The following is a 14,819-nucleotide window of genomic DNA, read 5'->3' as shown; positions in this document are numbered from 1 at the left end:
ATTCCGGTACGGGGTGGTCCGGGCCGGCCCCGGAGGTATCAGCCATGTCCCACGTCGGCGTCCCGCGCGGGACGGTACGAAAGCGCCGCTCGCTCGCGCTCCTCACGGCGGGGGTGCTCACGATCCCCGCGCTGGCGGGGTGCAGCTCCGACTCCGAGGAGACCTCCCGGGGGGTCCCGCAGGACATCGCCCCCGCCGCCCGCGACCGGGTCGCCGACGGATCGACGGTGAACTGGGCCGTCGACGCGATGCCCACCACCCTCAACGCCTTCCAGGCGGACGCGGACAGCGCCACCACCAAGATCACCGGGGCCCTGTTGCCCACGCTCTTCCCGATGGACGCGGCCGGGCAGCCGAAGCTCAACCCGGACTACCTGGAGTCCGCCAAGATCATCGAGCGCGAGCCGAAGCAGGTCGTGCTCTACAAGCTCAACCAGCAGGCGGTCTGGAGCGACGGCCGCGAGATCGGCGCCCCCGACTTCGTCGCCCAGTGGCGGGCGCTCAGCGGCAAGGACTCGGCCTTCTGGACGGCCCGCAACGCCGGCTACGAGCGGATCGAGAAGATCGAGCGCGGCGCCGACGACCTCCAGGTCAGGGTCACGTTCGCCAAGCCGTACGCGGACTGGCGCTCGCTCTTCTCGCCGCTCTACCCGAAGGAGATCACCGGCTCCCCGGACACCTTCAACGACGGCGCGCGCACCGCCCTGAAGAACACCGCGGGCCCCTTCCAGCTCAAGAGCGTGAGCAAGGCCAAGGGGACCGTCACCCTCGTCCGCAGCCCCCGCTGGTGGGGCGACAAGGCCAAGCTGGACACCCTCGTCTTCCGGGCCGTCGCCCCCAAGGACCGCACCAAGGCCCTCGCCGACGGCACCGTGCACATCACCGACGTCGACGCCACCACCGCCGACCGCATCGCTCTCGCCCTCCGCGACGGCAGCAACGGCCAGCCGCTCGCCCACGGCCCCGGCGCCGACCTCACGCCGGCCGCCGCCCTGCGCTCCTGGGCCCTGGCCCACGGCTCCGACGAGGAACAGGCGGAGATCGCCCAGGCGGCCCGGGAGAAGAACCGCAAGGCCGTCGTCGCGTACGGGGCGGAGCAGAAGGCCCTGCGCGGATACGCCGTACGCAAGTCCCTGGAGCCCGCCTACACCCAGCTCGCGCTGAACGGCGAGTCCGGCCCGCTCGCGGACGACCGGGTCCGCCGGGCGGTGGCCCGCGCCCTGGACCGCCAGGAGCTCGCCGAGACCGTACTGAAGCCGCTCGGGCTCCCCGCGAAGCCGCTCGGCAGCCACCTGGCCCTGGCCGGACAGCCCGGGTACAAGGACGGCAGCGGGGCGCTCGGCGACCAGAACACCAAGGAGGCCCAGGCCCTCCTGGCCGACGCGGGGTGGACCCAGGGCGGTGCGGCCGAGAAGCCGAAGGACACCAAGGCGGGCAGCGAGGCGGAGAAGAAGGCCGACAAGGACGAGGCGGACAAGAAGAAGGACGCGGAAGGCAAGGCGGACAGGGAGGACAAGGAGGGCACGGAGAAGACCGAGGCCGAGGAGAAGACGACCGACAAGGACGAGGCGGAGGACAAGGAGAAGGCCGACAAGACCGACAAGGACGAGGAGAAGGCCGACCGGGCCGCCGTCGGCTCCGACGACAGCGCCGCCTCCCGTGCCGAAGGCCTCTACATCGTCGGCCAGGACGACAAGCCGGGCGCCGGACCCGTCCAGGCCCCCGACGCCTCCACCGCCACCCACGTTCTCGCCCCGTCCCGGGCCGCCGCCGCCCAGAGCCTCGCCCTGCTCCGCCAGGCGAGCGCCGTGAGCGCCGTGAGCGAGGACGGCACCACCGCCGAAGCCGCCTCGAAGGCCACCGCCCAGGACAAGGCCACCGCCCAGGACAAGCAGCCCGGTGGCGCGGCCGGCGCGTACGCCCCTCTGGGCACCGCCGCCCCCGCCCCCGCCTCGGTCAAGGGGCCGCTCGGCAAGGACGGCAAGACGCTGACCCTGCGCTTCGTGCTCCCCTCCGGCCCCGGCTCGCAGTCGCTGCGCGGGGTGGGCGAGCGGATCGCGGCGATGCTGGAGAAGATCGGGATCGGTACGGAGATCACCAAGGTCCCCGACGAGAGCTACTTCAAGGACCACATCGCCTCCGGCGACTACGACCTGGCGCTCTACTCCTGGCCCGCCACCGCCTACCCGGCCACCGACGGACGCCCGATCTACGCCAAGCCGGAGCCGGCCACCGACGGGTCCCTCCTCGTCGAGCAGAACTACACCCGGGTCGGCACCGACCACATCGACCAGCTCTTCGACCAGGCGGTCGCCGAGCTCGACGAGAAGGCCGCACGGGAGCTGATGAAGCAGGCGGACGCCCGGATCTGGGCGGCTGCCGGATCGATTCCGCTCTTCCAGCGCCCGCAGCTCGTCGCCGTGGACAAGAAGCTCGCGAACGTCGGCGCCTTCGGATTCGCGGCCCCCCGTTACCAGGACATCGGGTTCACGGACCGGCAAGCGGCAGGTTCCCCCGCAGACCGCAAGAAGTAGCCAGGTCACCGGAGCTATCGGCCGGTCACCGGAAGAACCAGCAGGTCATCGGAGAAAACAGCAGGTCAACGGTTTGCACAAGCTCAGATGCTGCTCAAAACCCTTGCCCGTCGGAGACCCCGGCGGGCAAGGTGGTATCCGCCCCGACCCGGGCCGTTCGACCTCCTCACACCCTCCTGGCACCTCCCCCACGCGGCTCCTCCTCAGCCGCCGCCGCTTCTTGACATGAGCTGAATATCGGCTGAATCACACGGGAAGACCGCCTGCGCGGATCGGCCCGGGAAGCCCGGCACGCGCAAGGCCCGTACCATGGGACGAGCCGTGGCGTGCCGCCCGGCGGGCGTACGAGGACTCGAAGACCGACTGAGACGCCTGATCCCACGATCCGAGAGAAGCGCAAGCCACCCATGCCCACGCGCCACGACATCCGTAACGTAGCCATCGTCGCCCACGTCGACCACGGCAAGACCACGCTGGTCGACGCCATGCTCAAGCAGGCCGGAGCGTTCGCCGCCCACGCCGCCGAGCACCTCGACGATCGCATGATGGACTCGAACGACCTGGAGCGTGAGAAGGGCATCACGATCCTCGCCAAGAACACGGCGGTGAAGTACCACCCCAAGGACGGCGGGGACCCGATCACGATCAACATCATCGACACCCCCGGCCACGCCGACTTCGGCGGCGAGGTCGAGCGCGGTCTGTCGATGGTGGACGCGGTCGTGCTGCTCGTCGACGCCTCCGAGGGCCCGCTGCCCCAGACCCGCTTCGTGCTGCGCAAGGCGCTGGCCGCGAAGATGCCGGTCATCCTGTGCATCAACAAGACCGACCGGCCCGACTCCCGGATCGCCGAGGTCGTCGACGAGACGTACGACCTGTTCCTGGACCTGGACGCGGACGAGGACCAGATCGAGTTCCCGATCGTCTACGCCTGCGCCCGTGACGGCGTCGCCTCGCTGACCAAGCCCGAGGACGGCACCGTCCCGCAGGACAGCGAGAACCTGGAGCCGTTCTTCTCCACGATCCTCAGCCACGTCCCGGCCCCGGAGTTCGACGAGGACGCGCCGCTCCAGGCCCACGTCACCAACCTGGACGCCGACAACTTCCTCGGCCGCATCGCGCTCTGCCGCGTCGAGCAGGGCGAGCTGCGCAAGGGCCAGACCGTCACCTGGATCAAGCGTGACGGCACCATGTCCAACGTCCGCATCACCGAGCTGATGATGACCGAGGCGCTCACCCGCAAGCCGGCCGAGGTGGCGGGCCCGGGTGACATCTGCGCGGTCGCCGGATTCCCGGACATCATGATCGGCGAGACCCTGGCCGACCCCGAGAACCCGATCGCGCTGCCGCTGATCACGGTCGACGAGCCGGCCATCTCGATGACCATCGGCACCAACACCTCGCCGCTCGTCGGCAAGGGCGGCAAGGGCCACAAGGTCACCGCCCGTCAGGTGAAGGACCGCCTCGACCGCGAGCTGATCGGTAACGTCTCGCTCCGCGTCCTGGACACCGAGCGCCCCGACGCCTGGGAGGTCCAGGGCCGTGGTGAGCTCGCGCTCGCCATCCTGGTCGAGCAGATGCGCCGCGAGGGCTTCGAGCTGACCGTCGGCAAGCCCGAGGTGGTCACCAAGCAGATCGACGGCAAGACGCACGAGCCGATCGAGCGCATGACGATCGACTCCCCCGAGGAGCACCTCGGCGCCATCACCCAGCTCATGGCGACCCGCAAGGGCCGTATGGAGACCATGACGAACCACGGCTCCGGCTGGGTCCGCATGGAGTGGATCGTGCCGTCCCGCGGCCTCATCGGCTTCCGTACGGAGTTCCTCACCCAGACCCGCGGTACGGGCATCGCGCACTCCATCTTCGAGGGCCACGAGCCGTGGTTCGGCGAGCTGCGCACCCGTCACAACGGCTCGCTGGTGGCGGACCGTTCGGGTTCGGTGACCCCGTTCGCGATGGTCAACCTCCAGGAGCGCGGTGTCATCTTCACCGAGGCCGGCACCGAGGTCTACGAGGGCATGATCGTCGGCGAGAACTCCCGCGCCGACGACATGGACGTGAACATCACCAAGGAGAAGAAGCTCACCAACATGCGCGCGGCCTCCGCGGACACCACGGAGAACGTGGTCCCGGCCCGCAAGCTCTCGCTGGAGCAGTCCCTGGAGTTCTGCCGCGAGGACGAGTGCATCGAGGTGACCCCCGAGACCGTGCGTATCCGCAAGGTCGTCCTGGACGCGAAGGAGCGCGGCCGCGCCGCCTCCCGCGCCAAGCGCTGACGTAGCGCCGTAGTCCCGTCATCGCCCGGCTCCCCGAGGAAGGGGGGCCGGGCGCTTTCGTGTCCTGTGCGCTGGGCCGCCTCCGCCCCCGTCAGGCACCCTGACCACCGTGTCGCGCCACGAGGCCCGTCGAAGCGCGCACAGGCGCCGTTACGGTGCGGTTCTGTGCCGGAGAGGTCCGGAAGCGGGCTTTCCTGTTCCGAACGAGGATGTTGTGTCGACATCGGGAACCGGGGCTGTGTGTTCCGGATCCTCTCCTTAGGCTGACGACGGTGCCAAGGCCGCCGCAGACTGGCAGTCAGGGGCCCGGAAGGCAACCGGATATCGGCGACGAACCGTCCGACTATCGGGCATCGCTCTCCGGAACATGTGTTAACGGTCCGTTTCGGCCGTGTCTGTCTGGTATCGCTTTGTCCGAATTTCGGGTCTACGCGCACGGTTGATGTTGTCAAACCGAGACCCTATAAGTGTGGTTTACGGCTCGGCCGTACTTAATAGTTGGCTCCATTGAGCTCGGGTCAATGAGTCACACACTGTGGGGAGTGTCGACTCACGAGCGCACGGGGTACCGCTCTTTCCGTCTGCAGGGGTGTCGACGGACGGCGGGTACCAGAACTGTTTACGTGGACTCACGAGGAGGAACCCATGCGCGGTGCGCTGAGCACCTGTGGGGGTGCGACGTCCTGGACGATGTGCCAGGCCGGTTTCGTTCATCGAGTATCGCCCGGCCCCGCCGTCAGCTTCGTTTGACGTTCCTCGGCCCGTCCGAACCGCTCAACTCGCGTTCCTGGGAGTGCAATCCACTCCTGTCGGCGCTCCTTCCCGGCTGTACCGCCTGAGGTGATCTCCATCAGGCGGCGGGCCATGCCGTCGCGGTCATCCACTGGGTGATCCATGGCATCGGGGACCGCCATGCATCAGGCGAGGCGCGCCGAGCGCAGTCAGCTCGACCGTCGCGACCCGATACGGAGCGCCGGTACCCGACATCTGTGAATGGACACATCATGACCAGTCCAATTGAGGCCGAGGACGCCACGGCCTCTGTCGCCTTGGACGAGAAGCCCGCGGCGAAGACCACCGCCGCGGATGCGGAGGCCCCCGTCGGCCGCTCTCCGGGGCAGCTGATGTGGATGCGCTTCAAGCGTGACCGTACCGGCGTGGTCTCGGCGATCGTGGTGATCCTGTACTTCGTCATCGCCCTGCTCGCTCCGGTGATCGCGTCGCTCTACGGCAAGAACCCGTACACGCTGTACGCGCAGGAGCCGGAGTACCCCTTCCTGCTGGACGACTTCGCCATGCCCACGGGCTCCTTCGGCGGGGTCTCCGGCGAGTTCTGGTTCGGTGTCGAACCCACCCTGGGCCGCGACGTGTTCACGATGCTGCTCTACGGCATGCGCACCTCGCTCTACATGGCGGTCGCCCTGACGGTCCTGAGCGTGGGCACCGGCGTCGTCATCGGCATGGTGAGCGGCTACTTCGGCGGCAAGGTCGACTACTGGCTCGGCCGGATCACCGACTTCTTCCTCGCCTTCCCGAGCCAGCTGTTCTTCATCGCCTTCATGCCGGTCGTGACGGCGCTCTTCGTCTCGCCCACGGACGAGACGCCGACCTACCTGCGTGCCGTCGCCATCATCCTGGTGATGTGGTTCCTCGGCTGGATGGGTATGGCGCGTCTGGTGCGAAGCTCCGTACTCTCCCTGCGTGAGCGGGAGTTCGTGGAAGCGGCGAAGGTCTCCGGCGCCTCGCGCTGGCGGATCGTCCGCAAGGAGATCCTGCCGAACATCGTGACCCCGATCCTGGTGCAGGGCACGTACATGCTGCCGAGCGCCATCCTCTCCATCGCCTTCCTCTCGTTCGTCGGTGTCGGCTTCGTCGAGCCGACACCGGACTGGGGCCGGATGTTCGCCATCGGCGCCAAGATCTACGAGCAGGACCCGGCGTTCATGCTCTTCCCGGGCCTCGCTCTGGTGATCTTCGTCCTGGCCTTCAACCTTCTCGGTGACTCGGTCCGCGACGCGTTCGACCCCAAGACCGGACGATGACGTCCACGTGCGGGGACGGCTGCCGCCCCCGCGCCGGGCAACCGGCTGGTCAGGCAGCACTTCTGGATATCAACCGACAGGCAGGTACACGAGTCTCATGAAGTCCATCAGAACGCGCTCCGCACGCGCAGCGATCGTCGCCCTCGCGGCCGGCTCGCTGGTGCTCACCGGCTGCTCCGGCGACAACGGCAACAAGAACACCAAGGACCAGTCCAAGTCCAAGGAAGACGCCGCCGCCCAGTCGAAGCCGGTCCAGTACGCCGACGCGGCCGGCTCCACCGGACCCGCGAAGGACGTCAAGGGCGCCACCCCCGGCGGCACCATCAACGTCTACCTCCAGTCGGACCTGACCCACCTCGACCCGGGCCAGATCTACGTCAGCGACGCCGGTCAGTTCTCGAACCTGATCCACCGCAAGCTGACGAACTACCAGGAGGACGCCGAGGGCAACCTGACGGTCGTCGGTGACATCGCCACCGACTCCGGCAAGTCCTCCGACGGCGGCAAGACCTGGACCTACACGCTGAAGGACGGCGTCAAGGACGAGGACGGCAACGTCATCACGTCCGCCGACGTCCGCCACACCATCGAGCGCCTCTACTCGAAGGTCATCTTCGACGGCCCGTCGTTCGTCCAGACCTGGCTCTCCGGCTCCGACTACCGCAAGGCGCTGCCGGACGGCCCGTACAAGGGCAAGCACCTCCCGGACACCGTCCTGGAGACGCCGGACGAGAAGACGGTCGTCTTCCGCTTCAAGAAGGCCCAGCCGGACCTCCCGCAGGCGCTGGCCATGGCCGGCTACGCCATCGTGCCCGAGAAGCAGGACACGAAGGAGAAGTACGACAAGGCGCCCAAGGCCCTCGGTCCGTACAAGCTGGTCGAGTACAAGGCCGGCAAGTCCATGAAGCTGGTGAAGAACACCAACTGGGACCCGAAGACCGACGCCGTGCGCCACCAGTACGTGGACGGCTACGACTTCTCCAGCACGGTCGAGCAGGCCAGCCAGACCAAGCGTCTGATCGCCGACCAGGGCGAGGCCAAGAACGCGATCCAGTTCACGACCTCCGTCGACCCGGCCCAGATCCAGGACGTCGTCAGCGACCCCAAGGTCAACGCGCGCACCATCAAGGGCTACCAGCCCTACGTGTGGCAGCTGAACTTCAACATGGACCGCGTCAAGGACAAGAAGATCCGTGACGCCATCACCTACGCGCTTCCGAACGCGGCCATCGTCCAGACCGACGGTGGTAAGTACGGCGGTGAGATCGCCGGTGGTCTGATGGCCCCGACGCTGCCCGGCTACGACCCGAACTACGACCCGTTCGGCAAGCAGAAGAAGCCCAACGGTGACCTGGCCAAGGCCAAGGAGCTCGTCAAGGAAGCCGGCGTCAAGCCGGGCACCAAGATCAGCTACGCCTACTCCAACACGCCGCGTGGCCAGAAGCAGCAGGTCATCATCAAGGACACGCTGGGCAAGCTCGGCTTCGACGTCCAGGCCAAGGAGATCGACTCCGCGAGCTTCTACGAGCAGATCGGCAAGCTCAACAACGGCTTCGACCTCTACGCCACCGGCTGGGGCCAGGACTGGTCCTCGCCGTCCACGGTGATCACGCCCGTCTACGACGGCTCGCTGATCGCCGACGGCGCGTCGAACTACTCCCACATCAACGACGCCAAGGTCAACGAGCTCATCCAGAAGGCCCTCACCGAGGAGCCCGAGCAGGCCGCGAAGACGTGGGAAGAGGCGCACCACCGCATCGTCGAGGAGATCAACCCGGCGGCTCCGATGTACTACTCGAAGCAGCTCCAGCTCTTCGGTTCCAACGTCGGCGGCGCCCGGTACAGCACCAACTCCAGCTACATCAACATCAACGACCTGTTCCTGAAGAAGCCGTAACCAGGAACCAGGCCTGATCCCGTGGGGGCGCGCGCCAGGCGGAGCGCGCCCCCACGGGCTTCCACCCCTCACTACCCGCCGCTTCCGAAGAGAGCAGCCTCCCGCGATGCTTCAGTTCCTCATCCGCAGGTTGACCGGCGCAGTCGTCATCATGTTCCTGATCGGCGCCTTCACGTTCTTCCTGTTCTACACAATCCCTCAGGACTTCGCCCAGCTCTCCTGCGGCAAGAACTGTTCGCCGGAGAACATTGCGGTCATCCGCGAGAACCTCGGCCTCGACAAGCCGATCACCGCGCAGTTCTGGGACTTCATGTCCGGCATCATCGTCGGCCGGGACTTCGCGACCGGACACTGCTCGGCACCGTGCCTGGGCCAGTCCTTCAGCACCGGTGACTTCGTGTGGGACTCGATCATGGACCGCTTCCCGCTGACGCTGTCGCTCACCGTCGGCGGCCTGGTCATCTTCCTGATCCTGGGTCTCGGCTCCGGCCTGCTCGCCGCCTGGAAGCGCGGCACCGCGATCGACAAGACCGTCAGCGGTGCGTCGATGCTGCTCAGCTCGTTCCAGATCTACTTCCTCGGTCCGATCGCCCTCGGCATCTTCGTCTACAGCACCGGCTGGATGGAGAACCCGAAGTACATCCCGTTCACCGAGAATCCGGTCGGTTGGGCCGTCGGCCTTCTGCTGCCCTGGGCCGTCATGGCGACCATCTTCACCGCGCAGTACACTCGAATGTCGCGCTCCACGATGATCGAGCAGCTCCAGGAGGAGCACGTCCGCACGGCCCGTGCCAAGGGCATGCCGGCCAGATACGTGTTCTTCCGGTACGCCTGGCGCGGTTCGCTCGCGCCGATCGTCACCATCCTCGGCATGGACCTCAGCGGACTTCTCGCCGGCGGTGTGGTCACCGAGTTCACCTTCGACCTCGCAGGCATCGGACGCCTGGCAGTGGAGTCCTCGCTGACCAAGGACCTTCCGCTGACCATGGGCGTGATGCTGTTCGGAGCCTTCTTCATCCTGCTCCTGAACATCGTCGTGGACCTCGCCTACGCCTACATCGACCCGCGCGTGCGCCTCGCCTAGGAGAACGACCGTGACCACACTCACCAAGACCGAGGACAAGCCGGCCCCGACCGGGCCCGAGGGCTTCCTCTCGGTACGCGACCTGCGGGTGCGGTTCTCCACCGAGGACGGCATCGTCAAGGCGGTCGACGGACTCTCCTTCGACGTCGAACGCGGCAAGACGCTCGGCATCGTCGGAGAATCGGGCTCCGGCAAGTCCGTGACCAACCTCGCCGTCCTGGGGCTGCACAACCCGCAGAGCTCCCAGGTCGAGGGGGAGATCCTGCTGGAGGGCAAGGACCTCCTGAAGTCCTCCGAGAAGGAGATGGAGAGGCTTCGCGGCAACAAAGTCGCGATGATCTTCCAGGACCCGCTGACCGCGATGTCGCCGTACTACACGGTGGGCCGCCAGCTCTCCGAGCCGTTCCGCAAGCACATGGGCGCCTCCAAGAAGGAGGCGAAGGCCCGTGCCATCGAGATGCTCACCAAGGTCGGCATCCCGCAGCCCGCGACGCGCTTCGACGACTACCCGCACCAGTTCTCCGGCGGTATGCGCCAGCGCGCGATGATCGCCATGGCGCTGATGTGCGACCCCGACCTGCTGATCGCCGACGAGCCGACCACCGCGCTCGACGTGACCGTGCAGGCGCAGATCCTGGACCTGCTCAAGGACCTCCAGCAGGAGTTCGGCTCCGCGATCATCTTCATCACGCACGACCTCGGCGTCATCGCCAACATGGCGGACGACCTGCTCGTGATGTACGCCGGCCGGGCCGTGGAGCGCGGCAGCGTCAGCGAGGTCCTCCAGGCCCCGCAGCACCCCTACACCTGGGGTCTGCTGAGCTCGATGCCCCGCCTGGCGGGCGACATCAGCGAGGAACTCGTGCCGATCCCCGGATCGCCGCCGAGCCTCCTCAACCGGCCGACGGGCTGCCCCTTCCACCCGCGGTGCTCGTTCACCGACCGCGTCGAGGACTCGCTGTGCAGCGGCGAGAGGCCTCTGCTCCCCGAAGGCAGAGGCGCCGCGTGCCACCTCACCCAGGGGGAGAAGCAGTCCATCTTCATCGACCAGATCAAGCCTCGGCTCGGCTAGGGAGACGCAGAGACATGAGTAACAACGTCGCCCTGCCGGATCAGCAGGGCACCACGGAGAAGACCGGCGAGCGCCGCGAGCTGCTCACCGTCGAGAAGATGGCCATGCACTTCCCGATCTACGGGGGGTTCCCGATCAAGCGCAAGGTCGGCGCCGTGAAGGCGGTCGACGGCATCGACCTCACGGTGTACGAGGGCGAGAGCCTGGGCCTCGTGGGCGAGTCGGGCTGCGGCAAGTCGACCACCGGCCGCATGATGACCCGGCTGCTGGAGCCCACCGGCGGGAAGATCACCTATCAGGGCCAGGACATCACGCACGCCAGCCGCAAGGAACTCGCGCCCATCCGGTCCGAGATCCAGATGATCTTCCAGGACCCGTACTCCTCGCTCAACCCGCGGCAGACCGTCGGCACCATCATCAAGAGCCCGATGGAGGTCAACGGCATCAAGCCTCCGGGGGGCCGTGAGGCCCGGGTGCGGGAGCTGCTGGAGCTCGTCGGTCTGAACCCCGAGCACTACAACCGCTTCCCGCACGAGTTCTCCGGCGGCCAGCGCCAGCGCATCGGCGTGGCCCGGGCCCTCGCACTCCAGCCGAAGCTGATCATCGCCGACGAGCCGGTCTCGGCCCTGGACGTCTCGATCCAGGCCCAGGTGGTCAACCTTCTCCAGAAGGTCCAGCGGGAGATGGGCATCGCGTTCGTCTTCATCGCGCACGACCTGGCGATCGTCCGGCACTTCTCCGAGCGCGTCGCCGTGATGTACCTGGGCAAGGTGGTGGAGGTCGCCGACCGCGACTCCCTGTACAACCGCCCCCGGCACCCGTACACCCACGCCCTGCTCTCGGCCGTGCCCGAGGCGAACGTCGACACCGGGGCCAAGGAGCGCATCCGGCTCGAGGGCGACGTGCCCTCCCCGATCATGCCGCCCTCCGGCTGCCGCTTCCGCACGCGCTGCTGGAAGGCGCAGGACAAGTGCGCGACGGAGGAGCCCCCGCTCGTCCAGATCGGCGGCAACCGGGCCGGTCACCTCACGGCCTGCCACTTCCCCGAGGACCCGACCACGGAGCCCCGGGACGAGGACGTGGTCATGGACCCGGCCCTCGTCGCGCTGGAGGAGGAGCAGGAAGCGAAGCACTGAGGCGGACGGCGCTTCGGCGCGTCGCCCCGCACGACCGCCCGGTCACCTCTGTGGTGACCGGGCGGTCGTGCGTTCTCGCGCTCGTTCTCCGAGTTTCTCAAGGCTCTGAGTTTCTCAAGGCCGGACAGCACTTCGCCCCGCCGGGTGAATTCCGGCGGGGCGAAGCGAGCAGAAATCCGGGCCGGTCAGAATTCCGATCCAGTCAGAATTCTTGAAACCGTAGCCGCTCCGGAGGAAATCAGGCGTACTGGATGCCCCACAGGTTCTGCCGGTCCTTCTTCACCGGGGCCGTGATCTTCTTCTTGTAGACCGTCTTTGTCTTGCAGGTGCCCCCGGCGCCGGTGAACACCTTGTACTTGTGTGCGGTGAACTGCTTGGCCTCGTGCTGCATCATCAGGCGGCCCCGGGTCTTGCCCTTCTTCTTCTTGACCGTGGCCGAGTAGCTCCAGGTGTCGCCCTTGGTCCAGCTCTTGCCGACCGTGACGCCGAACGACGCACTCGCCTTGGCGAAGATCACTCCGGCGTCGGCGCCGACCTCGGCCGTTCCCGAGGCGCTCAGTGTGGCCGACTTGGTCTTGTCGTACCTGAGGGTGACGCCGGGCTTGCCCCAGTCGCTGTGGAGGTTGGTGTTCTTCCACACGGTCTTCTTGTTGATGATGGAGAACTTCGTACCCGTGTCGTCGCAGGCGGCGCTGGCGGGAGACGCCAGGGCGACGAAGCCGCCGCTGAGTACGGCAGTGGAGAGGGCGATGCTGATGACGCGTCTCATGCGTGAAACTCCCCGTGAGTTGGCCGGCCGTTCAGTGGCCTGGCCTGTCTGCGATAACTCTGGTCCGAACTGCGCTGTCATGGGGAGAAGTTGAGCAAGAATTGAGCTAACTTCTTTTCTCTCAACGGAAATTGCCGGAGCGGCTCGCGGAATGCTTTGTTCCGTATTCGGTAAGGGGATGAAGCGTCCATTCTGAGAATGAGCACTCCCGTCGGGTGCCCCCGGCCGGCAGGCGTGCCGCTCGGGCGTCCGCGGCGCCCGGTCGCCCGGACGGGCGCTCCACGGACGGGGTAAGCCCACATGCGGTATGTGGCGGTATGGGGTGATATGAGGCATTGAGCTACTCGATGACTCTAGGAGGCACTTCATGCGCGGAGCCACACGGACCAGGTGGGCCGCATGTGCGGTGGCCGTCGCCCTCGCCGCGACGGCCTGCGGCGGCGGAGGCGACGACAGCGGCGGCAGCGGCGCCGACGGGATCGTCAGCTCCTCCTGGGGCGACCCGCAGAACCCGCTGGAGCCCGCGAACACCAACGAGGTGCAGGGCGGCAAGGTCCTCGACATGGTCTTCCGGGGGCTCATCCGGTACGACCCCAAGACCGGCGAGGCCCAGAACATGCTCGCCGAGTCCATCGACTCCAGCGACGCCCAGAACTTCACGATCAAGCTCAAGGACGGCTGGACCTTCTCCAACGGCGAGAAGGTCACCGCCAAGTCCTTCGTGGACGCCTGGAACTACGGCGCGGCGCTGAAGAACAACCAGAAGAACGCCTACTTCTTCCAGTACATCGAGGGGTACGACAAGGTCCACCCCGAGTCCGGCTCGGCCTCCGCCGAAACCCTCTCGGGCCTCAAGGTCGTCGACGACCTGACCTTCACCGCCAAGCTCAGCCAGAAGTTCTCCCTCTGGCCCGACACCCTCGGCTACTCCGCCTTCGTACCGCTGCCCAAGGCGTTCTACGACGACCACGACGCCTGGCTCTCCAAGCCCATCGGCAACGGCCCGTACACCATCGACTCGTACGCCAAGGGCTCGTCGATGAACCTCCGCCGCTGGGACGACTACCCGGGCGACGACAAGGCGAAGAACGGCGGCGTCGACCTCAAGGTCTTCACCGACAACAACACCGCCTACACCTCCCTGACCTCGGGCAACCTCGACCTCGTCGACGACGTGCCCGCCTCCCAGCTCCGGAACGTGGAGCAGGACCTCGGCGACCGGTACATCAACACCCCCGCCGGCATCATCCAGACCCTCTCCTTCCCGTTCTACGACAAGGAGTGGGACACCGACAACGCCCGCAAGGTCCGCCAGGGCCTCTCCATGGCGATCAACCGGGCGCAGATCACCGACCAGATCTTCCAGAAGACCCGCACCCCCGCGTCCGACTGGACCTCCCCGGTCCTCGGCGAGGACGGCGGCTTCAAGGAAGGGCTCTGCGGCAAGGAGTGCACGTACAACAAGGCCGAGGCCAAGAAGCTGATCGACGAGGGCGGCGGCATCCCCGGCGGCCAGCTGAAGATCTCGTACAACGCGGACACCGGCTCCCACAAGGAGTGGGTCGACGCCGTCTGCAACAGCATCAACAACGTCATGGGCAACAACCAGGCCTGCGTCGGCGGCGCGGTCGGCACCTTCGCCGACTTCCGCAACCAGGTCTCGACCCAGAAGATGACGGGCCCCTGGCGCGCGGGCTGGCAGATGGACTACCCGCTGATCCAGAACTTCCTGCAGCCGCTCTACTACACCAACGCCCCGTCCAACGACGGCAAGTGGACCAACAAGGACTTCGACGACCTGGTCGACAAGGCCAACGCCGAGACCGACAAGGCGAAGGCCATCACCACCTTCCAGGACGCGGAGAAGGTCCTCGTCGAGCAGATGCCCTCCATCCCGCTCTGGTACCAGAACGGCAGCGCGGGCTACTCGGAGCGCGTCAGCAACGTGGAGCTGAACCCGTTCAGCGTGCCGGTCTACACGGAGATCACGGTCAACTGACCCGCTG

At 67.1% G+C, this 14,819-nt stretch carries 9 protein-coding genes; 8 read left to right on the top strand and 1 reads right to left on the bottom strand.

Going from position 1 to position 14,819, the window contains the following annotated elements; genetic code table 11:
- Nucleotides 1–44 precede the first annotated feature (44 nt).
- The 7 genes from IF17_RS0101205 to IF17_RS0101175 all read left to right on the top strand — a co-directional run bounded on the left by IF17_RS0101205 (nucleotide 45) and on the right by IF17_RS0101175 (nucleotide 12,044).
- The gene (locus tag IF17_RS0101205; RefSeq protein WP_030561213.1) at nucleotides 45–2,534 is read left to right on the top strand and encodes an ABC transporter family substrate-binding protein; all 2,490 of its coding nucleotides are present in this window, start codon (nucleotides 45–47) and stop codon (nucleotides 2,532–2,534) included.
- Nucleotides 2,535–2,941: 407 nt separating this feature from the next.
- A complete protein-coding gene (gene typA, locus IF17_RS0101200; RefSeq protein WP_030561211.1) occupies nucleotides 2,942–4,813 on the top strand; it encodes a translational GTPase TypA in 1,872 nt (623 codons plus the stop codon).
- A 1,004-nt stretch (nucleotides 4,814–5,817) separates the two neighbouring features.
- Entirely contained in the window at nucleotides 5,818–6,855 is a 1,038-nt protein-coding gene (locus IF17_RS0101195) for an ABC transporter permease (protein WP_030561209.1), read from the top strand.
- A 97-nt stretch (nucleotides 6,856–6,952) separates the two neighbouring features.
- Nucleotides 6,953–8,752: an ABC transporter substrate-binding protein gene (locus IF17_RS0101190; protein ID WP_030561207.1), complete on the top strand. Its 1,800-nt coding sequence runs from the start codon at nucleotides 6,953–6,955 to the stop codon at nucleotides 8,750–8,752.
- A gap of 106 nt (nucleotides 8,753–8,858) precedes the next feature.
- The gene (locus IF17_RS0101185) at nucleotides 8,859–9,836 is read left to right on the top strand and encodes an ABC transporter permease (protein WP_030561205.1); all 978 of its coding nucleotides are present in this window, start codon (nucleotides 8,859–8,861) and stop codon (nucleotides 9,834–9,836) included.
- 10 nt (nucleotides 9,837–9,846) lie between these two features.
- A complete protein-coding gene (locus tag IF17_RS0101180) occupies nucleotides 9,847–10,908 on the top strand; it encodes an ABC transporter ATP-binding protein (RefSeq protein ID WP_030561202.1) in 1,062 nt (353 codons plus the stop codon).
- A 14-nt stretch (nucleotides 10,909–10,922) separates the two neighbouring features.
- A complete protein-coding gene (locus tag IF17_RS0101175) occupies nucleotides 10,923–12,044 on the top strand; it encodes an ABC transporter ATP-binding protein (protein ID WP_030561200.1) in 1,122 nt (373 codons plus the stop codon).
- 238 nt (nucleotides 12,045–12,282) lie between these two features.
- Here IF17_RS0101175 and IF17_RS0101170 read toward each other — a convergent pair whose 3' ends face one another.
- A complete protein-coding gene (locus tag IF17_RS0101170) occupies nucleotides 12,283–12,813 on the bottom strand; it encodes a hypothetical protein (RefSeq protein ID WP_030561198.1) in 531 nt (176 codons plus the stop codon).
- A 367-nt stretch (nucleotides 12,814–13,180) separates the two neighbouring features.
- Here IF17_RS0101170 and IF17_RS0101165 point away from each other — a divergent pair, with 367 nt between their 5' ends.
- Nucleotides 13,181–14,812, top strand: a complete 1,632-nt coding sequence (locus IF17_RS0101165) for a peptide ABC transporter substrate-binding protein (protein WP_030561196.1) — start codon at nucleotides 13,181–13,183, stop codon at nucleotides 14,810–14,812.
- Nucleotides 14,813–14,819 lie beyond the last annotated feature (7 nt).

It is taken from the genome of Streptomyces cyaneofuscatus (assembly GCF_000718135.1).
GTDB classification, from domain to species: Bacteria; Actinomycetota; Actinomycetes; order Streptomycetales; family Streptomycetaceae; genus Streptomyces; species Streptomyces cyaneofuscatus.
The sequence above is the reverse complement of the archived record's forward strand: the minus strand, read 5'-3'. Positions and strand labels throughout refer to the sequence as shown.

Coding starts and splice junctions, on each gene's coding strand:
- IF17_RS0101205 (WP_030561213.1), top strand. CDS start 45: ATGTCCCACGTCGGCGTCCCGCGCGGGACGGTACGAAAGCGCCGCTCG.
- typA (WP_030561211.1), top strand. CDS start 2,942: ATGCCCACGCGCCACGACATCCGTAACGTAGCCATCGTCGCCCACGTC.
- IF17_RS0101195 (WP_030561209.1), top strand. CDS start 5,818: ATGACCAGTCCAATTGAGGCCGAGGACGCCACGGCCTCTGTCGCCTTG.
- IF17_RS0101190 (WP_030561207.1), top strand. CDS start 6,953: ATGAAGTCCATCAGAACGCGCTCCGCACGCGCAGCGATCGTCGCCCTC.
- IF17_RS0101185 (WP_030561205.1), top strand. CDS start 8,859: ATGCTTCAGTTCCTCATCCGCAGGTTGACCGGCGCAGTCGTCATCATG.
- IF17_RS0101175 (WP_030561200.1), top strand. CDS start 10,923: ATGAGTAACAACGTCGCCCTGCCGGATCAGCAGGGCACCACGGAGAAG.
- IF17_RS0101170 (WP_030561198.1), bottom strand. CDS start 12,813: ATGAGACGCGTCATCAGCATCGCCCTCTCCACTGCCGTACTCAGCGGC.
- IF17_RS0101165 (WP_030561196.1), top strand. CDS start 13,181: ATGCGCGGAGCCACACGGACCAGGTGGGCCGCATGTGCGGTGGCCGTC.